Origin of the sequence: Arthrobacter sp. NPDC056727, assembly GCF_042790555.1 — a bacterium.
In the GTDB taxonomy this organism is placed as follows: domain Bacteria; phylum Actinomycetota; class Actinomycetes; order Actinomycetales; family Micrococcaceae; genus Arthrobacter.
This window is the reverse complement of record NZ_JBHTZA010000016.1, coordinates 1-23,910: the sequence shown is the minus strand read 5'-3', so window position 1 is coordinate 23,910 and position 23,910 is coordinate 1. Positions and strand designations below refer to the sequence as shown.

At 64.7% G+C, this 23,910-nt stretch carries 21 protein-coding genes and 2 pseudogenes; 11 read left to right on the top strand and 12 right to left on the bottom strand.

Annotated features, from left to right (window positions below; translation table 11 throughout):
- The 7 genes from ACFRAH_RS16125 to ACFRAH_RS16095 form a co-directional block, all read right to left on the bottom strand.
- Window positions 1-1,212 carry a Gfo/Idh/MocA family protein gene (locus ACFRAH_RS16125; RefSeq protein ID WP_377991911.1) on the bottom strand — a complete coding sequence of 404 codons (1,212 nt, stop codon included), beginning with the start codon at window positions 1,210-1,212 and terminating at the stop codon, window positions 1-3.
- 26 nt (window positions 1,213-1,238) lie between these two features.
- Window positions 1,239-2,027, bottom strand: a complete 789-nt coding sequence (locus tag ACFRAH_RS16120) for an HpcH/HpaI aldolase/citrate lyase family protein (RefSeq protein WP_377991910.1) — start codon at window positions 2,025-2,027, stop codon at window positions 1,239-1,241.
- Window positions 2,024-3,973, bottom strand: coding sequence for a 3D-(3,5/4)-trihydroxycyclohexane-1,2-dione acylhydrolase (decyclizing) (gene iolD / locus ACFRAH_RS16115; RefSeq protein ID WP_377991909.1), 1,950 nt, complete (start codon window positions 3,971-3,973; stop codon window positions 2,024-2,026). Before iolD ends, ACFRAH_RS16120 begins: the two co-directional genes overlap by 4 nt.
- 24 nt (window positions 3,974-3,997) lie before the next feature.
- Entirely contained in the window at window positions 3,998-5,428 is a 1,431-nt protein-coding gene (locus ACFRAH_RS16110) for an aldehyde dehydrogenase family protein (RefSeq protein WP_377991908.1), read from the bottom strand.
- Between the two features lie 31 nt (window positions 5,429-5,459).
- Entirely contained in the window at window positions 5,460-6,395 is a 936-nt protein-coding gene (locus ACFRAH_RS16105) for an ATP-binding cassette domain-containing protein (protein ID WP_377991907.1), read from the bottom strand.
- A gap of 12 nt (window positions 6,396-6,407) precedes the next feature.
- The gene (locus tag ACFRAH_RS16100; RefSeq protein WP_377991906.1) at window positions 6,408-7,457 is read right to left on the bottom strand and encodes an ABC transporter permease; all 1,050 of its coding nucleotides are present in this window, start codon (window positions 7,455-7,457) and stop codon (window positions 6,408-6,410) included.
- A 72-nt stretch (window positions 7,458-7,529) separates the two neighbouring features.
- Complete coding sequence (locus ACFRAH_RS16095) at window positions 7,530-8,525, bottom strand: substrate-binding domain-containing protein (RefSeq protein ID WP_377991905.1); 996 nt, start codon at window positions 8,523-8,525, stop codon at window positions 7,530-7,532.
- Window positions 8,526-8,773: 248 nt separating this feature from the next.
- Between ACFRAH_RS16095 and ACFRAH_RS16090 the strand changes: the two genes are divergently transcribed.
- Both ACFRAH_RS16090 and ACFRAH_RS16085 read left to right on the top strand, forming a co-directional pair.
- Entirely contained in the window at window positions 8,774-9,637 is an 864-nt protein-coding gene (locus ACFRAH_RS16090) for a sugar phosphate isomerase/epimerase family protein (protein WP_377991904.1), read from the top strand.
- A 1,602-nt stretch (window positions 9,638-11,239) separates the two neighbouring features.
- A complete protein-coding gene (locus ACFRAH_RS16085) occupies window positions 11,240-11,584 on the top strand; it encodes a hypothetical protein (RefSeq protein ID WP_377991903.1) in 345 nt (114 codons plus the stop codon).
- 444 nt (window positions 11,585-12,028) lie between these two features.
- On the opposite strand, the pseudogene ACFRAH_RS16080 reads toward ACFRAH_RS16085, so the two are convergent.
- Window positions 12,029-12,211 (bottom strand): annotated as a pseudogene (locus ACFRAH_RS16080) (hypothetical protein); the annotation flags it as partial.
- An 809-nt stretch (window positions 12,212-13,020) separates the two neighbouring features.
- On the opposite strand from ACFRAH_RS16080, the gene ACFRAH_RS16075 reads away from it, so the two are divergent.
- From ACFRAH_RS16075 to ACFRAH_RS16065, 3 genes are all read left to right on the top strand, one after another.
- On the top strand, window positions 13,021-13,902 hold the full coding sequence (locus tag ACFRAH_RS16075) for an MBL fold metallo-hydrolase (RefSeq protein WP_377991902.1): 882 nt from the start codon (window positions 13,021-13,023) through the stop codon (window positions 13,900-13,902).
- Between the two features lie 46 nt (window positions 13,903-13,948).
- Window positions 13,949-14,308 carry a UBP-type zinc finger domain-containing protein gene (locus ACFRAH_RS16070; protein WP_377991901.1) on the top strand — a complete coding sequence of 120 codons (360 nt, stop codon included), beginning with the start codon at window positions 13,949-13,951 and terminating at the stop codon, window positions 14,306-14,308.
- A gap of 70 nt (window positions 14,309-14,378) precedes the next feature.
- Window positions 14,379-15,566 (top strand): FAD-dependent oxidoreductase, encoded by a 1,188-nt coding sequence (locus ACFRAH_RS16065; protein WP_377991900.1) that lies wholly within the window; start codon window positions 14,379-14,381, stop codon window positions 15,564-15,566.
- A gap of 3 nt (window positions 15,567-15,569) precedes the next feature.
- Here ACFRAH_RS16065 and ACFRAH_RS16060 read toward each other — a convergent pair whose 3' ends face one another.
- Window positions 15,570-16,133, bottom strand: a complete 564-nt coding sequence (locus ACFRAH_RS16060) for a TetR/AcrR family transcriptional regulator (RefSeq protein ID WP_377991899.1) — start codon at window positions 16,131-16,133, stop codon at window positions 15,570-15,572.
- A 158-nt stretch (window positions 16,134-16,291) separates the two neighbouring features.
- Here ACFRAH_RS16060 and ACFRAH_RS16055 point away from each other — a divergent pair, with 158 nt between their 5' ends.
- From ACFRAH_RS16055 to ACFRAH_RS16045, 3 genes are all read left to right on the top strand, one after another.
- On the top strand, window positions 16,292-16,738 hold the full coding sequence (locus tag ACFRAH_RS16055; RefSeq protein ID WP_377991898.1) for a hypothetical protein: 447 nt from the start codon (window positions 16,292-16,294) through the stop codon (window positions 16,736-16,738).
- 159 nt (window positions 16,739-16,897) lie between these two features.
- Window positions 16,898-17,485 carry an alpha/beta fold hydrolase gene (locus ACFRAH_RS16050; RefSeq protein WP_377991897.1) on the top strand — a complete coding sequence of 196 codons (588 nt, stop codon included), beginning with the start codon at window positions 16,898-16,900 and terminating at the stop codon, window positions 17,483-17,485.
- 89 nt (window positions 17,486-17,574) lie between these two features.
- Window positions 17,575-17,787, top strand: a complete 213-nt coding sequence (locus ACFRAH_RS16045; RefSeq protein ID WP_377991896.1) for a hypothetical protein — start codon at window positions 17,575-17,577, stop codon at window positions 17,785-17,787.
- A 427-nt stretch (window positions 17,788-18,214) separates the two neighbouring features.
- On the opposite strand, the gene ACFRAH_RS16040 is transcribed toward ACFRAH_RS16045, so the two are convergent.
- On the bottom strand, window positions 18,215-20,092 hold the full coding sequence (locus ACFRAH_RS16040) for a glycoside hydrolase family 15 protein (protein ID WP_377991895.1): 1,878 nt from the start codon (window positions 20,090-20,092) through the stop codon (window positions 18,215-18,217).
- A gap of 207 nt (window positions 20,093-20,299) precedes the next feature.
- Between ACFRAH_RS16040 and ACFRAH_RS16035 the strand changes: the two genes are divergently transcribed.
- The 3 genes and pseudogenes from ACFRAH_RS16035 to ACFRAH_RS16025 all read left to right on the top strand — a co-directional run bounded on the left by ACFRAH_RS16035 (window position 20,300) and on the right by ACFRAH_RS16025 (window position 22,584).
- Window positions 20,300-20,467: a hypothetical protein gene (locus tag ACFRAH_RS16035; RefSeq protein WP_377991894.1), complete on the top strand. Its 168-nt coding sequence runs from the start codon at window positions 20,300-20,302 to the stop codon at window positions 20,465-20,467.
- 526 nt (window positions 20,468-20,993) lie between these two features.
- Window positions 20,994-21,281, top strand: a pseudogene (locus tag ACFRAH_RS16030) (alpha/beta fold hydrolase); the annotation flags it as partial.
- Between the two features lie 70 nt (window positions 21,282-21,351).
- Complete coding sequence (locus tag ACFRAH_RS16025) at window positions 21,352-22,584, top strand: low temperature requirement protein A (RefSeq protein WP_377991893.1); 1,233 nt, start codon at window positions 21,352-21,354, stop codon at window positions 22,582-22,584.
- Between the two features lie 36 nt (window positions 22,585-22,620).
- Here the strand turns inward: ACFRAH_RS16025 and ACFRAH_RS16020 are convergent, their stop codons facing one another.
- The gene (locus ACFRAH_RS16020) at window positions 22,621-22,968 is read right to left on the bottom strand and encodes a UBP-type zinc finger domain-containing protein (RefSeq protein ID WP_377991892.1); all 348 of its coding nucleotides are present in this window, start codon (window positions 22,966-22,968) and stop codon (window positions 22,621-22,623) included.
- Window positions 22,969-23,037: 69 nt separating this feature from the next.
- Window positions 23,038-23,910, bottom strand: an 873-nt coding sequence (locus ACFRAH_RS16015; protein ID WP_377991891.1) for a DUF5996 family protein, incomplete at its 5' end; no start/stop codon positions are given.

Sequence of the window (23,910 nt, the reverse complement as noted above, 5' to 3'; positions counted from 1 at the left end):
CTACACCCGTGCTGCCGTGGTGCCGTGGATTTCCTCGATCTTCTGCCACTGGCCGGACGACGAGGATGTTTCGGCGGCACTGACGATCGCGGCCGCGGAGGCGGCATCGTGGATGTTGGAGTTGTCCCGGGCTCCGCCCGCGACAGCGACAAGGAACTTCTTCGCCTCGATCACCTTGAGGTCGTCAAAACCCATGCTGTTGCCGGGTCCGGGCTGGAAGTAAGCGTAGTCGCCGTGGCGCGGGCTTGCGTTCACCGTGGTGTAGCCCTGCTCCTCGTTGTTGCGCCCCAGGCAGACTTTGAGCTCGTTCATGCGCTCAAAGTCCCACTTGAGGGAGCCTTCAGTGCCGTAGACCTCAATCTGGTAACCGCACTCGGGGCCCACGGCAACGCGGGACGATTCGATGGTGCCGACGGCGCCTGCGCCGACAGCGGACGGGCCGAAGCGGACCAGCGCTGCAGCGTAGTCTTCATTCTCGACCTCCCCCATTTCACCGTTTTCAATCACTGCGAAGTGCGTGCCGGATCCCATCGCCAGCTTGGGCCGCTGCGTGTAGACGGTGCTGGTCAGCGCGGTCACCTCAGCGATGGGTCCGACTACATACTGGCACAGGTCCGTTGCATGGCTGAACAGGTCCGCCAGGACGCCGGTCCCGGCGAGTTTTCGGTCGAAGCGCCATGAAAGGGCGCCGTTGGGCTCGGAGGCGTACCCGGAGAAAAACACGGCGCGGACGTTGGTGATCCTGCCAAGGCGGCCCTCGGCAATCAGCTTCCGCGCGTGCTCCACGGCCGGGGCGTGGCGGTAGTTGTAGCCGATGGACGTGATGACGCCGGCCTCCACGGCGGCTTCCTGCACGGCGGCGGTTTCCTGGTAGCCGCGTCCAACAGGCTTTTCGATCCAGAAATGCTTTCCGGCTTTGGCGGCAGCGATGCCGATCTCCGCGTGCAGGAAATTCGGGGCGCAGATGGAGACGACGTCCACGTCAGGGTGGTTCAGGACATCGTGGTAGTCGGTGGTGCCCTCCGCGAAGCCCAGGACATCGCGGGCATACTCGACGCGGTCGGGTGCCGTGTCGGCGGCAATGACGAGTTTTGTCCTTAGTCCAAGGTCCGGGTAGGCATATGGGACGGTCTGGTAAGCCCTGGAGTGGAGCTTTCCCATCCATCCGACGCTGATGAGACCGACGCCGATGGTGCGAGATTCTGCGTTCACGTTCTTGTCTTTCCCTTGTTTTCTAGTCAATTTCGGGCGGTATCAAAGGCGTCGCGGAAGGCCGCGGCCATGATGGTGGAGTCCGAGCCGATGGCCACGAACCGGAAGCCCTGGCGGACGTACTTGGCAGCTCCCATGCCGTCCACGGCGAGTATCCCGGCGGCCTTGTTGTGCAGCTGGGCCGCGGCTACAACGCGCTGCAGGGCTTCCTGGAAGACGTTGCTGTCCAGCTGGAGCGGGACGCCGAGGGCGTAGGAAAGATCCAGGGGCCCGACGAAGAGGACGTCGACGCCGTCCTGGGCGGCGATGTCCTCGACGGACTCCAGCGCCTCCAGGGTTTCGATCTGGATGACTCCCAGGGTTTCCTGGTCCGGTTCGGTGAGCGTCCGGCGGTCCATGCCCCAGCGGCAGGATCGGTTGTAGGTGGCCACACCCCGGTCTCCATGGGGCGGATACAGCATGTGCCGGACCGATTCGGCGGCCTGGTCAACGCTGTTCAACCGGGGAACCATGATCCCGGCGGCTCCCTGGTCAAGGACCCGGCCGATGCGGATGCGGTCTCCGGACTCGACCCGGACGATGGTGGGGACGCCGTAGCTGCCGGCGGCAATGACGCCGTCGCGGACTGTTTCCTCGCCTCCGGAGCCGTGTTCAAGGTCGATCAGGATCCAGTCGGCTCCGGCTGCTGCGCAGACCTCGGCCGCAGTTGCCGATGACAATCCTACGAAGGTGCCGATCGTGACATCGCCCCCGGCAAGCCGCCGGCGCAGTTGACCTGCGTTCAGTGGTCCTGAATACATAAGTCCGGCGCTCATCCGAACCACCGCTGGCTGCCGCGTGCCTTCTCGTAATCTGCGCGGAGGGTGCGAACCCATTCCTGGTCGGAAACCTCTGCGGGTGCGACGTCCCACCAGACATCGCCGCCGGGCAGGTCAACGTGGGGCACCGTGGGCACCACGATGACTACCGGGCCCTGGGTGTCCCTGGTCGAGGACAGTGCCTCCCGGACCTCGGCCGCCGAGGTGGCGCGGATGGCCAGCGCGCCGAGGCCTTCGGCGATCTGCCGCAGGTCCACCTTGAGGTAGTCGCCGTCGAGCCGGGCCTTGGGGGCATCGGCGGCCGCGACGCTGCCCCCGGTGGTGCGGTAGCGGAACTCGTTTCCGAATTCCTTGCCGGTCCGGTTCATCTGCAGGCGGTGGATGACCTGGTAGCCGTGGTTCTCGGAAACGATGATCGTGACGTTCAGCCCTTCCTGCGCCGCGGTGAGGATCTCGGTGGGTGCCATCAGGAACGTGCCGTCACCGATGAAGGTGACCACCCGGTTGTCGTTGTTGCCTTCGGCCAGCCGGACGCCCATGCCGGCCGCGATTTCGTAGCCCATGCAGGAGAACCCGAATTCCAGGTGGCAGTGCCGGTTACCGGTCGCGTCCCACACCTTTTGCAGGTCCCCGGGGGCCCCGCCGGCAGCGGCGATAACCGTATCACCGGAGCGTGCATGCTCCTGCATGAGCCCGATCAGCTGCGGCTGGGTGAGGACGGCTTCGGTGACGGGCGCGTCGGGGTGGTCTGCAGGGTTATAGGCGGTGTCGGCATCGAGCCACTTGAGCCGGATGGGCGCCCAGCCGGCCTTCTCGGCCTGGACCGTGTCCTGCCAGGCTTCGCTGGTGCTGTGGCCCTCCAGTGCCCGGGCGAGGGCTTCGAGTCCGAGACGGGCGTCGGCCAGGATCCCGGTGGCACCCTGCTTGCGGGTATCGGCGTCCACGATGTTCAAGGACGCAAACCGCACATCCGGGTTCTCGAAGATGGACTGCGAACCGGTGGCGAAGTCGGTGAGGCGGGTGCCGACGTTCAGGACCAGGTCAGCCTGCTTGACGAGGGTGTTGGAGGCGAAGTTGCCCTCTAGGCCCACACCGCCCACCTGCCACCACTCGTCCTTGGTCACGGCGCCCTTGCCGCCAAAAGTCTCCACCACGGGAATTCCGACCTGCCCGGCCAGGGCCTCGAGTGCAGCGTGGGCATCCGAGTAGTGGATGCCGCCGCCGGCGATGATCACCGGACGGCGGGCCGAGCGGATGAGCCGGGCCACGTCGTCGACCTCTTCCGGGTCCGGCAGCGGCCGCCGGATCTTCCAGTCCCGCGGTTCGAAGAATTCAGCCGGGAAGTCATAGGCGTGGGACTGCACGTCCTGCGGCAGCGAAATGACCACGGCACCGGTATCGGTGGGGCTGGTCAGCACGCGCATGGCCTGCGGCAGGGCGGTCAGGAGCTGCTCCGGGCGGGTAATCCTGTCGAAGAAGCGCGAAACGGGCCGGAACGCGTCGTTGACGGTGGCATCAGCCTCGATGGGGTGTTCCAGCTGCTGCAGGACCGGGCCCTGGTGCCGCGTTGCATACGTGTCTCCGGGCAGGAGGAGCAGGGGAAGCCTGTTCACTGTGGCAAGGCCGGCGGCGGTGACGAGGTTGAGGGCGCCCGGGCCGATGGATGCGGTTACGGCGAGGACGGCCTGGCGCCGGCTCGCCTTGGCGAAGGCGGTCGATATGTGGGCGATGTACTGCTCGTGCCGGCCCTGGATGAACGGCATATCATCGGCCTGCTGGTCAAAGGCCTGGCCCAGGCCGGCGACGTTGCCGTGTCCGAAGATCCCCAGTGCGGCAGGAACGAGGCGGCGCCGGACGCCGTCCGCGACGGAGTGCTGGACCGACAGGTATTTGATGACGGCCTGGGATGTGGTGAGCCTGATGGTCTGTAAGTTAGTGGTCATTGCCTTATTCCAGTAGGTGGTGGGTTACCAGGGGCGTCCGTGCAGAACGACGGTTTTTTCCTCGGTCATTTCATTCACTGCGGAACGGACGCCTTCCTTGCCGATGCCGCTGCCCTTGAGTCCGCCGTAGGGCATCAGGTCGGCCCGCCACAGCGGCGTCCAGTTGATGTGGATGTTGCCGGCGTCGATCTGCCGCATGGCCCGGATGCTGCCGGCGACATCGCTGGTGAAGATCCCGGCGCCGAGCCCGTAATCGTTGTCGTTGGCCATGGCAATCGCTGATTCGATGTCCGTTGCAGAGGAAACGGCGACGGCGGGCCCGAACAGTTCGTTGCGGCTCAGCGGGGAGCGGGGGTCGACGCCGGCCACGACGGCCGGGGTGACAACGGCACCGTCGCGGTCCCCTCCGGTAAGCACTTTGGCACCGGAGTGCCGCGCCTCACCGATCGAGGAATGGACACGGATCGCTTCCTCCTCGGAAATCAATGACCCGAGCCGGGTGTCGGCCTCCTTCGGATTGCCCACAGCGATGGCCTCCACCTTCGGCACAAGCGCGTCCAGGAAGTCCGCTTCGACGCGGCGGTCCACGATGACCCGCTGCACCGAGATGCAGACCTGGCCGGCGTTGATGAAGCCGCCCGCCGCCACGGCGCTGGAAGCGAGTTCCAGGTCCGCGTCCGGCAGGATAATCACGGGGCACGAGGCGCCGAGCTCCAGGGACAGTTTCTTGACCCCGGCAATCGAGCTGATCCGCGTGCCTGTGGCGGTGGACCCGGTGAAGGAGACTTTCCGCACCCGGGGATCGGTGACGAGCACATCGCCCAGGGTGCTGCCGGGCCCGGTCAGCACGGACAGCGCTTCCGGCGGCAGGCCGGCGTCGACAAAGCATTCCGCCAGCTTCAATGCCGTCAGCGGCGTGGCCCGGGCGGGTTTAAGCACGACGGCGTTCCCGGCTGCCAGCGCCGGCGCGATTTTGTGCAGCACCAGCAGGGCGGGGTAGTTGAACGGTGTGATGGCGACAACGATGCCCACGGGCTGCCGCAGGGTGAAGCCGATCTTGTCCAGCCCGGTGCCGGCGTTGGCATCCAGCGGAAGAGTGGACCCGTAGAGCTGGCTTCCCTCGTAGGCGGCAAGGCGGATGATGTTTCCTGACCTGCTGGCCTCTCCCCGGGCCTCCGTGATCGGCTTCCCGGTTTCGGCGCTGATTGCCTGGGCGATGTCTTCTGCACGCTCATCGGCCAGGGCAGCAGCGCGCAGGAGGATGTCCACCCGCACGTGCGCCGGCGTGGACCGCTGGACGTGGGCGCCGATCTCTGCCCGGTCGAGGGCGGCCTGGGCGTCCTGGACCGTGGCGACGGGAACCGTGTCAATGATCCGGCCGTCAAAGGGTGACCGGACGTCCTCGGTCCTGCCGTCGGCGGCGCCGCGCCAGGTTCCGGCGATTAACATCTGCATCGTTGCTCCATCTGGTTGTATACGGTGGCGCTCAGTGGCGCCTGGTGGTGCTTTCGTGGGCTGCGTCGGCGACTTCGGCGACTTCGGCGACTTCGGCTTGGACTTCCTTGAGAGCCTCGTTGTGGCCGCCGAGCTGTTCGAGCTCGTGGGCGAGCTCGGCGAGTTCGGCGCCGCCGGCCATCTGGGCCGTGAGTTCGTCGAGGGTGATGTCCTTCTTGTCGTAGTAGCCGATCGATTTGCCGCGCTTGAGCAGCAGGAACCGGTCGCCGACGGGGAACGCGTGGTGCGGGTTGTGCGTGATGAAGATGACGCCGAGGCCGCGATCGCGGGCCTGGAGGATATAGCGCAGCACGACGCCGGACTGCTTCACGCCGAGCGCGGCCGTCGGCTCGTCCAGGATCAGGACCTTGGCCCCGAAGTACACGGCACGGGCGATCGCCACGCACTGGCGTTCACCGCCGGAGAGCTGGCCGATGGGCTGCTCGACGTCGCGCAGGTCGATGCCCATCTCGGCGAGTTCCTTCTTGGTGATGTCCTTCATCTGCTGGACATCCAGGCTTTTGAAGGGACCGAAGCCGGTGGTCAGTTCTGAGCCGAGGAAGAAGTTCCGCCAGATCGGCATCAGGGGCACCACGGCGAGGTCCTGGTAGACGGTGGCGATGCCGGCGTCGAGGGCGTCGCGGGGGGAGCTGAACTTCCGTTCCTCGCCCATGATGTCCAGGATCCCGGCGTCGTGCTGGTGCAGGCCGGCGATGATCTTGATCAGGGTGGATTTGCCCGCTCCGTTGTCGCCCAGCACGCAGGTGACGCGACCGTTGTCCACGGCCATGGTGACGTCGCTGAGCGCCACGATGTTGCCGTAGTGCTTGCCCACGCCTTCAAGGGAGAGCAGATGGACAGGGGTGTGGGTCAGAGGGTCTTTTTCATCCTTGAGCAGGGTCTGTTGGTCGATCATTTTGGCATTCATTTTCTCCGCCCCTTACTTGAGCTCTGCGCGGCGCTTGACGATGAGGTTGACGATGGTGGCCAGGAGGAGCATCAGGCCCAGGAAGAACTTGAACCAGTCCGGGTTCCACTGGGCGTAGACGATGCCCTTGTTGGCCATGCCAAAGATGAAGGCACCGATCGCGCCGCCCACGGCCGAACCGTAGCCGCCGGTGAGGAGGCACCCGCCGATGACCGCGGCGATGATGTAGAGGAACTCGTTGCCCACGCCCTCGCCGGACTGCACCGCGTCGAATGCGAACAGGTTGTGCATGCCAAGAATCCAGCCGCAGAAGCCAACGCCCATAAACAGGCCGATCTTCGTGGCTTTGACAGGGACACCCACAGCGCGGGCCGCGTTCTCATCCCCGCCGACGGCGAAGATCCAGTTGCCCACTTTGGTGCGCAGCAGCACCCACGACGCGACGGCCACCAGAGCGATCCAGATGAAGACGGTGTTCTTCACCTCCACACCACCGATGTTCACGGAGGAGGAGAAAACGGCCTGCGCGGACTTGTACCCGTCCATGGCGGAGATTGACGGGGAGGAGACCCCGCCGCCGATCAGACGGGTCAGGCCCAGGTTCAGGCCTGTGAGCATCAGGAAGGTCGCCAGCGTGACGATGAAGCTGGGCAGCTTGGTCTTCATCAAGATCCAGCCGTTGATGAAACCGATGGCCAGGGACATGGCCAGCGCCAGGAACACGCCCACCCAGACGTTCACGCTGAGGAACCAGCTGAACATTGACGCTGTCAGCGCCGAGCTGATCACGGCCACGCCGGTGGAAAGGTCAAACTCGCCGCCGATCATCAGCAACGACACCCCCACAGCCATGATCCCGATCGTGGAACTGCCATACAGGACAGTGGCGAAAGCGTTCGGCTGGATAAAGGTAGTAGATACGAGTGAGAAGAAAACGAACAGGACAACGGCACCGACCAGGGCGCCAACTTCCGGTCGTCCCAGCAGATTTTGAAGAGGGCTCCGGCGCCCAATCCGCTCATCGGCGGCCAGCGGTGCCGGCTTTGCTAACGTCTGTGTCATACAAAAACTCCTTGTTGTTCTGGCTGCGGGAGAACCGGGACCGGTCTTCCCGCAGCCAGGTATGCCTGTGACCTAGCGGATGCCGGCCTGAGCGAATTTGGAGACGTCCGCTGCGTTGGTCTTGTCCACGACGGCGGGGCCGGTGTAGACCTGCTGCCCGCCGCCGACCGTGAAGCCGCCGACTTTCTGCGCCCAGATGGCGTCAACCGTGCCGTAGCCCTGAAGGTAGGGCTGCTGGTCGACGGTGAAGTCCACGCTTCCGTCCACGACCGCCTTGGCCAGATCGGCATTCAGGTCAAAGGATGCAACCTTGACCTTGCTGCCCGTCTCCTTGACGGCCTTGACAATGGTCAACGTGAACGGAGCGCCGAGACCGACGATCGCGTCGGCATCCGGAGTCGACTGCAGCTTGGCCGTAACCGTCGAGGACACGGACGTCATGTCAGCACCGTTGACGTATACGATTTCCGTACCGGGCACGTTCTCCTTGATGCCGGCGCAACGGTTCTCAAGCCCCACGTGGCCCTGCTCCTGGATCACACAGATCGGGTGTTTGACGCCCTCGGAGGCCAGGCGCTTGCCCACCGTAACGCCGGCGAGCTTATCGCTCTGTCCGAAGTGGGCCATGACTCCCAGTGCTTTGTACTGGTCCTCGCCCGCGTTGAAGCTCACCACAGGAATCCCAGCAGCGAGAGCCTTCTTGACGACATCCTTCAACGCATCCGGCTTCGCCAGCGTCACTGCGATGCCGTCCACCTTCTGGTCGATCGCCTGCTGCACAAGCTGTGCTTGGCGGCCGGCATCCCCGTCTCCGCTGTAGAGCAGCTCTACGTTGTCCTTCTTTGCGGCGGTTTCGGCGCCCTTGCGCACGATGTCCCAGAACGTGTCCCCGGCTGCGGCGTGGGTGATCATCGCGATCTTGAGGGGCGGTGTGTCGGCTACCGACCCGCCGGCGGCGGCCCCGGCGCTTGCCGATTCGGTCTTTCCGCCGCTTGAGCATGCCGCCAGCGCCAGAAGCGGAACGACGGCGAGAGCCATAACGCCCCGGTGCCAAGTGAATTTTGCCACGTGAAATCTCCTTTGATTCGCGCCATTTTCGACCGTCGTGAACGCTTCAGGCCCACGCCGTTGCGTGGGCTGGGATGCGGAGGTCGCCGGTGTTGAACGATTGTGATCCACATCGCTTTGTGGAACGGTCCAACCTTAGAATGAAGGGATTACAGAAGTCAATAGACCGTTCCAACGATGTGTGATTTGATGATTTCACGCCGCCAACTGCATGGCGGGCCGGCCCCCATGCGCTTCAAAGGAGAACAATGACCACCACCAGCACCCCGGAACTCGTCGCATCCTGCTGGACCAGCGCAGGCAATGCGGCGCCGCTGCAAAATCCCGAGACCAGCCCTGTGCCCATTGCAGAGCGCCTCGAGGCCATTGCCTCCACCGGATGGTCAGGTTTCGGACTGGCACATGACGATCTGGCCGAGGCCCGGGCTACCCTGGGCTTTCCGGCATTGCGGGGCCTCATTGACGACGCCGGCCTGCGCTACGTAGAAGTTGAGCTTCTTACCGACTGGTGGGACGAGAGCCTCGCCCCGGACTGGCGCCCTAAGTTCGATCTGCTCCTCGAGGCAGCGGAGACGCTCGGTGCACGGTTCATCAAGGTGGGAACATCCATCGGCGAACCATTGGACGACCTCGACTTCCTGGTGGAACCCCTCCGGGGCCTGACGGCGGAGGCCGCACTGCGTGGTACGCGCATTGCTCTTGAGCCGATGCCGTTTTCGATGGTCGGCAGCGTGCCGGATGCCGCCGACCTCATGCGGAAGGTGGACATGCCCGGGTGCGGGCTGGTGGTGGACTACTGGCACGTCTTCCGAGCAGGAACAACGCTGGACGAACTGTCAGCAAGCCTCGAGGCAGAGCAGATTTTCGGCGTCGAACTCAATGACGCGGCGGCGGAAGTCCAGGGCACTCTCTTCGAAGACACACGGGACAACCGCCGCCTGTGCGGACAAGGCGACCAAAACGTCACCGGGTTCATCCGCGCCCTGAAAACCCTCGGCTTCAATGGTCCCTGGGGCGTGGAAATCCTGTCCAACGAACACCGCGCGCTTCCCGTCAAGGAGGCCCTGCTGACGGCCCATTTCACAACATCGGACTGCTTCCCGACGGACTAGATCCATGCTTCCAAGAATCCCACCTGAGAAGCTGAAACCGTGGCCGGCACAGAGGAGAAACTCTTGCCGGCTGGGGGATGGACCGTCTGGATAGATCCAGCAAAATGCCGTCTCCCCCGCCCTCAACCCGCGTGCGCAGACAGCCAAGAGACGTCAACCCCTCCAATCCGAAAGGACGACGGAACCGTGGACCTGAGACGCATCACAGACTGGACACTACTCACCGGGGCCAGAATCGAGATCCGGCAGCAGGGTAGTCCTGTCTGCACCGGACAGGTTGATGCCGTCACTGACGACGGAACCATCCTGTGGCTGCGACCGATAGCGCAGAACCGAAGACTGTTCGAGAAAGCCGAGTCTTATGAGGCATGGGCAACAGAGGATCGCGCGGGCTTCCACTACGAAGTCACGAAGGGCCTCAACCACGAGCAAAGGCCATAAGTGTTAGCCAGTGCAACGACGAACTGAACAAGAAAAAGCCCTAAACGCAAGCACCGGCCGGGGGATGTCATGACAGCTTGCTCCGCTCACCCATACGCAAGGGCATGGGTCGTCAGCAGACAGGCCCGACTCTGCTTCAATCCCCATTGAAGTACACCCCAACCTGACGCCGGGTTGGTGTCGGCTCCGGCCACTCGCTGTTCAGATCGGAGGCTGGTCTTGGCTACCTTTGTCTTATGGCCACACATGCTCGTCGGTTCCAAGCTCTAAGCCATTTGTGCTGTTGGGCTCCGGCTTTTCAAAAGGGGTGTTTTCGGGAATGCCCACATTGGCCGAACTCTCAAGCATGGTTCTTCAGCGACTACAGCTGGATCCCAACGTCCTCCAACCCTTCGCCGGCGACCTCGAACAGTGGCTCTCCTTTCTGTCCACGGACCAGCCATGGCTTGATGACTTTGAGAACCTCAACAACAGATCCCTTTTCCTGCGCGCGAGTTCAGCCGTCAAAGGGGCTATCGATCAGTCGGAGACGGGAGGGCTGGCCCGACCGTATCCGGCCTGGCTAAAGCGCCTCGTCATCTCGTTGGTGCGCAGAGGGAGCCACAGTTGTCACGTTCAACTACGACCTTCTCATCGAACGGATCACCACGGAACTCGGGATGACCCACTCATGGGCCGACCTCTACCGGATGCCATTGGCAGACAGATCTACCAGCTTCCGCTCAGGCGGAATGTTCGCACGCGCCACTCCCCCAGGGTCTGTCCTGAGGTTGCTCAAGCTGCACGGATCAACGAACTGGGATTATGCCGGGATGAACACCACGACCGGAGACGCCAATTACCTCATGGACAGCGACGTGCGATGGTCCGAGCCCAACCAGATAAGGACTTCGTTGCCCCGACACGAGGGTTTATATGATGACTTGAAACCGATGATCGTGCCCCCGACCGGGACGAAAAATCTCTACTACTCCAGTTCGGGCCTGCGGGCACAATGCGGAAAGCCAGGGAGGCCCTACGAAATGCTTCGAGTGTGACCCTCTTCGGATACTCATTCCCCGCCACAGATCTCGCAGCTCGACACTTCTTTGCTGGCAATGTGCCTAACCTCCCGTAACTGTAGTGGACCGGAACCCCAGTGTTCAAGCATCCGTCGTTGGCATGGCTGGCAGCAACCCTCGTGTTTCTAGCTTTAGCGGGGACGACGCCGTTGAACGCTACGTCAGCACTGCCTGCGGGGACGTTCTTCAGTGGGATGCAGACCATGACAATGCCGGCTTCGTACCGTGGATGGAACTCAACGGGGTGAAACGGACGGCCCCGGGAGACAAGATCGACAGCTGGGATGATGCCAAAGTAAAGGCTGGATCGTTAGCGCTGGAAGAGTTGGCCTCACTGAACCTGAATGCACATGAATTCCACTTAGACGAAGACAAGGCTCATTGGCCAGCCTTGAACACCGCAGATCGAAGGCGCTCCGCAGCCGTCACTGAAGGTTCCGAATAAGCAAACCAGCTTGACCGAATCTCCATTATCGGCGCTTAAGTAGGACGAGTAAGAAGTAGAGGCCGTTGAGTGTCAGCAACTATGAGCGGCAGCTGCGAACGGCCGGCATTGACGCAGGGGAGTTCACGACGCACATATTCCGTCGCAACTGCGGCCACACTCGTTGAGCAGAGGGCTGGGATCACCTCGCATCACGACTACTTGGCCACGCGAACGAGCAGGTCACCGGCGCCAGCTACGTTGTCTGCCGAGATGGTTGATTCTGTTACCGCGCAGATCATGAACGACGCCTTGTCCGGCATGCTCTGAGGACGCCGGAAGCCTGGATGGGCTCGGAGGTGCCGATTGTCCGTCGTGCTGGTGTCAGCGCCACGCGTCAGCCATCACCGTCGCGGACGATGTGTGGAGGGGTGGTCCCACCGCTGACCTCGAGGTCTCGGAACCTTACGACCTCGCCGCAGGAACGGCATACGCTGTCGACTTGGAGTTGAGCTCCGCAACTGTGCGCGAACTCTGCGGTCTTAACTCCGTCACGGCACCAACGATCGCCCACTGCTTGAGAGCAAGCAGTGTGGGCGCGAGACCGCGCCCCGCGTCAGTCAGGAGGTAGTCGTCTCGTGGCGGCCGGGCGCTGTATCGGTGGTTCCAACGAGCCCCGGGTCGAGGAGCCGCGTCAGTCGATTCGAGAGGACACTACGCGGCGCCTGGAGTTGCGCGACGATGTCCACGAACCGGTTAGCCGTACATCTTCCATGACCTGTTCCGTGTCGCCGATGGGCGCTGCATCGAGCACTGGGTAGTCATGGTCCGCAGGTGGACCTGCAGCAGCCATGACCGCAAGCAGCCGCGAGTTCGTGGGGAACATCGTGGACGGCGGGCTTGGATACGTGGTCTTCATTAGTGGTCCCATCCCGCAAGATGTCAAAGACGCGGGTTCTAAACGGTGACCGCTTCATGTGGTCGCCGCAGCTCAGCGTCCTCATCTACGGAGCGGCAGACGCCGTCCTTGTAGATCCTCCGTTCACAAGTGACCAGGCCCGTTAGGTGCAGAACTGGATCGAGAGCAGTGGCAGAAATCTGACGCACATCTGTGTCGCCTATGGGCGCGGCGACCACTGGTTCGCGTCTCGCAATCGGCGCCCGAGTTGTCGCGACTCCGGGAACGATCAAGCTGACGCTCCGTCAGGTCGCCCGGCGTGCCCAGGCCTGGGATCGGCTCTTTCCCGGACAGATTCCAACGGCACAGGTGGAAGCGGCACCCTTGCACGAGAACCGCATCCACTTGGAAGGACACGTGTTGGAGGCGCTCGAGGTTGGTTGGACCGACACAAAGGACACGACGATATTGCACGTTCCGGCACCGGCCCTTGCTTACCACTTCTCGCATGGTGATCGGCCGAATATGCGTGCCTTGTGGTGACGTGTGGTATAGGGCTATGGTGATCGACATAACCCGATCGGAGGCCGCGATGTCGCTGCAATTCGACTTCTTCCAGGTGGACCCGAAGCCGATCCCGAGCCAGATCCCGGGGTTCGAGGAAGCACACGGTTCCGCTACGTGGCCGCCCTCCACGTCCACCTATATCTGGGACGATCGTGGAGGGCTCCTCGTCGACACGCTGATCACTCTGCCCGAGGCGGGCCGCCTCGCCAGCTGGGTCAAGGGCCACAGCGGCCCATTGACGAACGTGTACATCACGCACCCTCACGGCGACCACTTGCTGGGCCTGCCGGCGATCCTGGATGCGTACCCGGACGCGCGAGCGGTCGCCCTGGCGGACTCCATCGAGGACATGCGAGGTCAGACGGACCCCGCTTTCCTCGAGGTCTGGGGCAGCTTCTTTCCCGGTCAGCTCACCGACCGGCCTGTGATCCCCGACCCGCTCGTGGGCACCGAGATCGGGATTGGCGACGCCTCTGCGCAACTGGTGCCCGTCGGTGGAAGCGACACCGTGCATTCGAGCGTGGTGTTTGTACCCGAGCTGGGTCTCGCTGTGCCGGGAGACGTCGTCTACAACCGGGTGCACATGTGGATGTTCCAGTCGACGCCTGAATCGAGAGCCGAATGGCTGCGGGCCCTCGACGCCGTGCAGACGATCGGGGCGACGACTCTGATTGCCGGGCACCGCCACCCGCAGGCCCCGGACGATGACGCGAATCGACAGATCGACGAGTCGCGCCAGTACATCCTCGACTTTGAAGCCGCTTTGGCAGCCAGCACGACTCCTCCGGAACTCGTCGCCCGGATGGAGGCCGCATACCCGGAGTTCGGAAACCCGTATACGGTCTGGCTCGCTGCCTACACGTTGATGTCGTAGCGACCGGCGTTGTGCAACATTATGTGGATCCTCATAGAATAGACTCATGGTCGACGAAGCACCACGCCGGTTCACGGCACCCCCTCCCTCCGGTACAGGTTGCGTCGAGTGCGATGAGACCGGCGGGTGGTGGTTCCATCTGCGCCGGTGCATTCAGTGCGGGCACATCGGCTGCTGCGACGACTCTCTCGAACAGCACGCACGGCGACACTTCGAGGCCACTGGGCACCGGTACATCCGCAGTTTCGAGCCCGGGGAGGACTGGTTCTGGGACTACCGCGACGAAAAGCCGGTCACCGGAATACCGCTTCCGCCCCCGGCCCATCACCCGCTGTCCCAGACCGTCCCTGGCCCCACGGGTCGGGTACCCGCGGATTGGCAGAGCCAGCTCGCGTACCGGCGATGAGCATCGTCCCTCCGGTCCCGGGTACCGGCATCCTGCGCATGTACGGGCGCGGGATGGACCGGCCGCTTATGTGTTGCGCGACTTCCTGAGCCGCACAGTCGCCCAGTATTCGTGGACGGAACTTGCCGACGACGACGCGAGCATCCGCGCTCTGGGGCGACCGTTGTCCGCCCTCCAGTTCCCGATCGTCATACTCCCAGACGGGGACCTGCTCGAGGCGCCAGACCCGACGACGCTTGCCCGCCGCCTGGGCTGGGTCGCCGAGGCGTCGGCCCGTGTCTACGACTTGTCGATCTACGGCGCCGGGCCTGCCGGGCTGTCCGCTGCGGTCTACGCGGCGTCCGAGGGCGTGCGGGTCGCGGTGATCGAACGCGACGCGGTGGGCGGACAAGCGGGCTCGAGCAGTCTCATCGAGAACTACCTCGGCTTCCCACAGGGGATCCCAGGAGCCGAGCTTGCCGAACGCGCACGACAACAGGCGGTGAAGTTCGGTGCCGAGCTGCTGCTCATGCGTGAAGGTGGCGACGGCGGCATGGTCGACGGACACTTGCGCGTCGCCCTGTCCAACGGGTCGCTGATGACCTCACGCGCCAACATCTGCGCCACCGGAGTCCGATGGCGGCGGCTTGGCCTCCACGAGGAGGAACGATACTTCGGCGCCGGGCTCTACTATGGTGCCGGCGCCGGGGAAGCGCCTCAATGCGCCGGCGAGCACGTAGTCGTCGTTGGCGGCGCGAACTCTGCGGGGCAGGCAGCGATGAATCTCGCTCAGCACGCCGCGTCGGTCACCGTCCTCGTACGCAGCCCGTCACTGTCAAAGAACATGTCCGCCTATCTCGTGGACCGGCTTACCCACCATCCGGCGGTCACCATCCTGCCGAACACCCAGGTCACCCGACTGCTCGGCGACGAACGGATCACCGGGGTGGAGACCCGAACCGACGCGGGGGACGACAACTCCCTGTTCGCCACCCGCGTGTTCATCTGCATCGGCGGAGATGCCAACACGGAATGGGCAGCCGGCACGGACCTCGCCCGCGACAACCACGGTCTGCTGCTGACTGGACCCGACCTCACCGACCAGATGCTCGACGGCGTCTGGACACGCGAGCGTCGCCCCTTCACCCTCGAGACCAGCATTCCCGGGTTCTTCGCGGTCGGCGACGTCCGGCACGGATCGATCAAACGCGTAGCATCGGCAGTCGGCGAAGGCGCTCTCGCTGTCAGCTACGTGCACCGCTTCCTCGCCGGTGAATAGTGATCAGGCTCGCGGCAACGCTGCGACCTGGGACACGAGGTTATCCGCGACTTCGTCGAACGGCGTGATGCTCCGCTCCGCGCGCGCCAACACGACTGCACCCTCCGCTCCAGCGACGGCGATCGTCGCGAACCGCGCAGCGGCCTCCTCCTCGACACCAGCGGCCGCCATCAGCTCCGCGAGCTTGGCGCGCGAGTTGCGAAAGACATCCCGCGCATGATCGATGAGATCGTCAACGTCGGTCGACACCGTTACGGCGAGCACTGGGCACCCAGCCTTCATGTCTGAACGCAACAGCGTGTGCCGCCAGAACTGCAGGAATCCGCCAGCGACCATATCGGGCGACGCGCCGACGAACTTCTCCATCCACCGCACGTACTCGTCTCCGGTCGCGTCCACCGCGGCGGCGATCAGCTCGTCCTTTCCGCCAGGAAAGTGATGGTAGATGGATCCACGCGGCGCGCCCGTCGCGTCGATCACATCCCCCAGCGACGTCCCGTGGAGACCCTTCGTGGCGAGGAGCTCCACCGCTCCCTCGATCATCTTTTCGCGTGTGGCGCGAGCCATCGGGCACCTCCTAGCTCCGGCCGGGCTCTATGTTTATGCTCGGAATCATACCGGAACAGTCAGGCCGATGCGGCATCCTCTTGAATATGAGGGATGGCATAGTGGATACTGGCCCGGGGGACCGCCCCGGCCCCTGGGGAACCCAAAGGAGCTTCACCATGCCGATGATTGACATCTACGCACCGGCCGGAACGTTCGCCGACCCGCACCAGGTCGCCCAGGACGCGGCCATCATCGTCAAGACCGCCGAGGCCGTGCCCGACATCCCGATGTTCAGGCAGAACACCGCCGGGTTCGTTCACGAGCTGCCGGCATCCAACATCGCCGACGCAGAAGGCGCGAGCGACCATGTCCGCGTGCAGGTGATCACCAACGCCGGCGCCCTGGATCGCGACAAGCAGCTCGCCGTGGTCGCGCAGCTGACCGACCTCGTGGTCACCGCGTCCAGGAACGAGGCGCTGCGTGCCCGCACCTGGGTGCTGCTGACCGAGGCGACGGGCGGCGGCTGGGGCCTTTGGGGGCACGCGCAGACGAATGAGGAGCTCGTCACCGCCGCGCGTTCCGAGATCGCCTCGCTGCAAGCCAAAGCAGCCGGAGAGGCCTAATACGGTGAGCAGGTTCGCGCGTCGCCGCTGACACCGACCGCAAGGCGAGCATCGGCCAGCGCACCGCGGCGGACCCGCTCGCCTTCGAACTCAACCGGGGTGCCCTCATCGGTGACCCCGTAGATCCCTGATCAGAACCGAACCCAATCGAGGAACACCATGGGATACGGAGACGCCCCGAACTTGAAAGTCACGCTCGCCGACGGCCGGACGTTCGCCTACCGTGAGGTTGGCGACCCAGCCGGCGGCCCTCTGCTCCTGCTGCAGCACTTCCGCGGCAACCTGGACAACTGGGATCCCGCCCTCGCCGACGCCCTCGCCAATGGACGGCGGGTGATTGCGTTCGACAACGCCGGCGTGGGCGGATCCGACGGCGTCACCCCTTCGACCATCGACGCGATGGGGTTGGACCACTTGGACGTGCTTGGATTTTCGATCGGCAGCTTCCTCGCTCAAGAGTTCCTCGTCACCGTTCCCGACAGCCTGGGCCGAGTTGTCCTGGCCAGCTCCGCACCGCGCGGCGCTGCAGGGGTGCACGGGTGGGCGCCTGACGTGATTGGTGGCGTCGGAACTCCGAACACGACGCCCGAGGAGTACGTCGAAGTGTTCTTCGCCCCTTCGGAAACAAGCAAGACCGCCGGCATGCAGGCTCTCGGCCGCATGTATGCGCGCACGGAAGACCGGGATGCCCAGGGGACGCGCAACCACCAATACGCCGCTGTCTGCGAGTGGGGCATCCGGTCCTGAATCTCCGCCCCCACAGTAGAAAAGTGCCTTTCGGGGTCTGCTATCTGCACGTAGGCATGCGGGTCATGCTTTTTCATGGACTCCGTGGCGTGCCTGCCGTGCAAGTTCCTTATTACCTCTTCCGGGTCGGCCCCGTCCTCCTCCTCCAGACCTCCTTCCCGGAGCTTTCGACCGCCTCAGGGAAACCTGAGCTGCCCCGGCTCCAGGAGACCCACCCCGCTTCGGGCCAGGTGATCCAGATGACGGGGCCGCTTGATGACCGCTTCGTGTTCGAGACACCGCCGCCACCGCAGGCACGGTGAAGGGGAGCATCCGCATTAACAGTGACATCAGCGACCTGCCCATCTTCCTTGTGGGACCGTCCTCGGACCCGGCGAACGCCGTGACAGCCCGAAACTGCCCACATGGTTCCAGACCTGACAACCCGGGACGTCAACATCTGCGCCTCCCCCAAATTCTCGGCAGCCGTCAGAACAGCACTCACAGAGGCAGGACTCCCGCCCGCCAACTACACCAAGAGGAATTCATCTTCTAGAAAGCGGCCCCTCACAGGTCCAGCTATGGAGCCGCTCACAATGCATCAGTCCCGGGAGGCAGCTCGCCAAATGAGCGACACCCCAACCTGACAACTGCGTCGAGCTTGACGGGGTCTCTATCACCGGCGTTAACCCACGGCGATAGAAGCAGGCTCCACTTACGCCCAGCCCAACAGAGAGACTGGGGCGGCTTTCAGGTGTGGCGGTGTGCCGGGGCGAACTGCGCCGCGCGGTTCCTTTCTTCGGCGCGGATAAGGTGCACGAGCGCGTTAATGAGGGCCAGGTGGGTGAACGCCTGGGGGAAGTTGCCGAGGTGGCGGCCGTTCACAGGATCCAACTCCTCGGCGTAAAGTCCCAAGGGGCTGGCCAGGGACAGCAGATGCTCGCACAGCGCCTTGGCGCGTACCACTTCTCCGATCTCCACCAGGGCCGAGACGAGCCAGAACGAGCACGTCGTGAACGTCCCCTCGTCACCCGTGAGCCCGTCATCGGTCTGCTCGGGGCGGTAGCGCAGGACCAGCCCGTCCCGGGTGAGCTCATCGGCGATGGCAAGGACTGTCGCGCGCACGCGCGGATCGTTCGCCGGCAGGAACCGAACCAGGGGAATAAGGAGCAGGGAGGCATCAAGGTTCATCGTGCCGTAGGACTGGACGAACACACCTCGGTCGTCAACACCGTTGCGGCAAATGTCCTCGTGGATCTCCTCCGCGACGGTGTCCCACTTCCGCGCGTAATCAGGCTGGCCGTGCAGCCGGGCAAGCCGGGCGCCACGGTCGAGGGCGACCCAGCACATGAGCTTTGAGGAGGTGAAGTGCTTTGGTTCGCCACGGACCTCCCAGATGCCGTGGTCCGGGTCCCGCCAGTGGACGGCGGCCTGCTCCACCTGCCGGAGCAGGACTGGCCAGAGCGGCTCGGGAAGCTGGTCCCTGGACTTGGCGTGAATGTACACCGAGTCCAGCATGGCACCCCAGACATCGAGTTGCCGTTGGTGGACGGCGGCGTTGCCGGTCCGCACGGGCCGGGCGCCGTCGTAGCCGTTGAGCTCCTCGAGTATGGCCTCGGGAAGGTCCCGCTCGCCGTCGATTCCGTACATGATCTGCAGGTCGTCCTCTGCGGCGACGTCGCGGATAAATGCGAAGAAGTCGTCGGCCTCGCGGTCCAGTCCGAGGGTGTAGAGCGCCCACAGTGCGAACGTGGAATCGCGAACCCAGGTGTACCGGTAGTCCCAGTTCCGCTCCCCCCCGGGCGTCTCGGGGAGTGATGTGGTCGGCGCTGCAACCAGGGCGCCGGTCGGCGCGTAGGTGAGGCCTTTCAACGTCAAAGCACTGCGCTGCAGCTCCTCCCGCCACGGGTGGTCCGGAAACTCGCCGCCGGTGATCCACTGCCTCCAGAACTCGGTGGTCTGCCACTGCCGCTGCGTAGCCTGCTCCCATGCCCGCGGCGGGGGCAGCGACCCCCAGGAGAGCGCGATAAACGCCTGTTCGCCTTCGGTCATCCGGGTGCGGATCACCGCGGTGGAGTCCTCGATACCCAGCCGGCGGTCGGTGGTCAGCCGGAGCACAGGATCTGCGTCGTCCCGGCTGACGGTCAGAACCTCCCCGTAACCGGGACCGGCGAACTCCCACCGGGCCCTGCGCCGGCCGTAGCCGAAAACCGGATCGCACATCACAGCCAGTTCCACGGTACCGTTGACGCACCGGACGGTGCGCAGCAGGCAATGCTCAGCCTCAAAGTTCGTCGGCGGGCGCCGGTATCGGCCGGCTCTCTCTTCGGTATGGTGCCACGGGCCCATCACGAGGGCGTCCCTCACGATCAGCCAGCCCGTCCTTGTCTGCCACGTGGTCTCAAGGATCAGGCTGCCGGGCAGATATCGGCGCGCAGTGGGCACCCGCACGCCGTAGGGCGCCACCTTGAAGGCGCCTGCGGTGCGGTCAAGCATGGCGGAGAACACGCTCGGCGAGTCATGACGCGGCACGCACATCCACTCCACCTGACCGCTGGGTGCGATCAGGCAGTTTGCTTCACAGTCGGACAGGAACGCATAGTCAGCTATCGGCGGGTACGGACTCACTCCTGCCCCCACCCGCCGCCTCTGAGCCCCGGACCCGGAGTCGATCCTCACCACACCAGTATGCTCCCCGGTGGGAGGGAGTCCTGACTCCCTGCCCGCAGCAACCCAGAACCTGATCCGCCAGGCGTGGAATACAGGGGAGCAGCCTCGTTCCCTTCGGAAGAGTCGCTTCCGGGCCAGCAGGGGGTGACGGCATGGGGCGCGTTATTGCGTGCCCACGCGACCCTCATGCGCCAGCTCGACATCGACCTCAGGGAGTCTTCCGGGCTGCGCCTGGCAGACTTCGATGTCCTGGCGCAGCTGACCGCAGCGGGCGGCGAGCTCCAAATGACTGACCTCGCTGTGACCGCGTCCTCATTTCGCGCTCGGGATTGACGCGCCGCGTCGCGGGGCTGGTTGATGAGGGCCTGGTACGTCGGGCGAAGGTCGCCGGCGACGGGCCCGGCGTGGTTGTCGCGTTGACCGGCGCCGGTGTCGCGCGGCTTGAGGAAGCGGTCCCGGTCCATGTCCGTGGAGTGTCGAGGCTGTCCGTGGAGCGTCTCGACGATCAGGAACTGGGTTCTCGAGACCGCCCTCAGGAAAGTCAGCGTCGACTGCACCTTCGGCTGACGCCACCCGACGCACCCGGCCAGGGGCGGTAGAAAGACCTCCGACACCGTGATCACGAAAGGAAGGCCTGCACTAGCGGTGCCGTGGTGCCAGGGCACATCGCCGGACCACGACAGCGGCAGCGGCAGCGGCAGCGGGTAAAGCTTTTTAGCACTGGCGGCGTGCAGGCTTCCGGGTCTAGCATGCGCGTGAACAGCCTCATCGCCGATCCGCGCCCTGGCGCCCCGGGGCCCGCCGATCCTGCCGGCCTGGGACCGTTTCCTGTTCCTGGACCGGGAAAGGTCGCCGATTTCTTCGCCGCCGACGTGCCACCGCAACAGGCGGCGTTCATGGCCGATTCGCAGGTCCCATGGGGCGTCCCCGCCCGCAAGGGACAGTCACCAAACCCGACTGGCAGGACGTGCCCAGCTGGTATCTGATCGCCACCGATGACCGGATGATCCCTCCGCCCGCGCAGCAGGCGATGTCCCAACGGGCCGGTTCAACGGTCACTGAAGTCGCCGCGAGCCATGCCGTGTACGTCTCACAGCCCGAGGCCGTGGCCGCGCTGATCAAGGAGGCGGCCACGGCGCGCGGCTAGCGTCACCGGGAGGCGGGCGGCTGCCGTATCCCGCCTCCCGGGCTGGTTCATCTCGGAGTAGCCTTCGTACATGAGCCTTCCCCATCGGCTCGCACGCATGTCGGGGCGTGATCCGTCCGAGCAACACCGCGCCTCAACCCCGCTCGAGCTGCTCTTCGACCTGACGTTTGTCGTGGGCTTCAGCGCGGTCTCTACGCAGACGGCGCTGCTCCTGGAGCTCGGGCACTGGCCTGCGGCGGTCACCGGGTTCGGCCTTGGAGTTTTCGCGATCGGCTGGCCGTGGGTGAACTACGCATGGCTGGCCTCCGCGTACGACAACGACGACGTCTTCTTCCGCATCGCCACACTCATCGAGATGATTGGGGTGCTGGTGATAGCCCTGGGCCTGCCTCCCTTCTTCCGCTCTATCGACGAGGGCCGTCATGTCGACAACGGCATCATGGTGAGCGGGTATGTGATCATGCGCGTCGCCGCGGTCGCCCTCTGGCTCCGCGCGGCACGGCACGATCCCGAGCACCGACGGGCCTGCCTGGCCTACGCAGTCACCATCTCGGTGGCGCAGATCGGATGGGTGCTGCTCATCCTCGCCTCGCTCCCGATCGGGGCAACGGCATGGATCATCGCGGCCTTCACCGGGGTCGAACTGGCGGGCCCCGTCCTCGCCGAACGCAAGGAGGGAGGCACTCCCTGGCATCCGCACCACATCGCCGAACGGTACTCGCTGCTCGTGATCATCACCCTCGGCGAGGTGATCCTCGGTACGGTCCTGGCCATTACGGCTGTCGTTGATCGCTCGGGATGGTCGGCGGAGGTTGTGCTCGTCGCTTCGGGCGGCACTGCCCTGGCCTTCGCGATGTGGTGGCTGTACTTCACCGTTCCGGCCGGGCGTGTGCTGGCGGTTCACCGCCGCCGCACGTTCGGTTGGAGCTACGGACACATCATTGTCTTCGCAACGGTCGTCGCCACCGGCGCCGGCCTTCATGCCGCGGCCGTGTTCATTTCCGGCGAGAGCCACATCGGCGCCACGGCGACGGTGCTCACGGTTGTTATCCCGGTGTTTCTCTTCGAGCTGGCGCTCGTGACGATCTACTCCTACCTGCTGCGCAATGCCGACCGCTTGCATATCTGGGTGTTCAGCGGGGCCGGAGTCGTCCTTGCGTTCGCCGTGGTCGCGGTGGGTCTGGGTGCGAGCGTGGGCACCACACTGCTCATCGTCGCCGCCTCGCCCGCCCTCGTCATCGTCGAATACGAAACGGTGGGCTACCGGCACGCGGAACAGGCCCTGAAACAGGCCGGAGCCTGAGACGGATCGGGCGGATGCAAGGTCCCGGGGCGGGTGTCATTGCAGGCGTTGTTCCCAGTCGTCGGGGACGCGTGAGGCCGGGCCGGGAACGGGCTGGTCTTTAGGGTGATGTGCCGGAGGCGGCAGTTCCGGGCCGCGGAAGTAGGTGGAGCTGCGGTAGTCCCAGAACCAGTCCTCGCCCGGTTCGAAGCTGCGGATGAACGGGTGCCCGGTGGAGTCGGCGTGGGCGGTGGCGTGCCGGGCGGGGGAATTGTCACAGCAGCCGATGTGGCCGCACTGGGCACAGCGGCGCAGGTGCAGCCACCAGCCGCCGGCGGCGTCGCATTCAACACAGCCCGGACCGCTGGGCGGCACCGAAACATCGATCCCTGGGGTCTCGGCCATGACCGCCTCCTCGCTCGGATACGCGCGGAACAAGGCTAACTTTACGCCCGGCCGGACAGGCCCGGGGAGCTACAACGGGGGCTCAGGATCCCGGTTCGCTCGATGCCGCAGCCTGGCTGGATCGGTCTCCAGCGCGGTACGTTCCCATCGCCCCGCCACCGCCGCGGCGGTGTAGGTGGACTGCAGGAACCGCAGCACGTGCCGGTCGGGGTCGGGTGCGCGGCGCACCGCCTCATAGGGCAGCAGATAGAGCCCCAAATCATGGTCGTAGGCTGCGTCCGAGGGTTCGACCGTTGATCCGGTAAACCCCTCGGGCTCGGGGTAGGCGTAGGAATAGAATGCGCCTTCGTCGCCGCCGCCGGGCCAAAAACCGCAACTGCTGACCTCGTGGGAGTAGCCCTCCGCCATGACCCAGTCGGCACAGTTCGGGATCCCTCCGGGGTGCCTGGGGACCGGGCGGCCGGAGAATCTCGCGCAGGCCAGGTCCATTCCTCCCCAGAAGAACTGCACGGGACTCACCTTGCCCCGGAAGGATGACCTGAACACGTTGATCAGGCGGTCCGCCTGGATCAGTTGGCCCCAGTAGAGGCGCACCGCTTCTTGGTCGTAGGAGGCGTGCAGGTAATCCTCGGCGAACGGTATGGCCGAATCGACCTCGTTAGGCACCGCCCGGATGACGGTGGCAATCCCGAGCCGGTCCAGGGCATCGAAGGTCTCGGCATGGAATTCAGCCACCGGCTTCGGGCCCAGTCTGATGCCGGCACCACTGCCGTTGCTGGTCCGGATCCGCAGGACGTGCTCGTGGAAATCGAACTCCATGTCGAAAGCACCATTGCTGTAGGGAATGGTGGACGTCGTCAGCCCGCGCGGGCTGACGTACAGCGTCACATGCCACCAATGGTTGAGCATCGGCGCATGAGCCATGCGGATCTTGCCAACGAT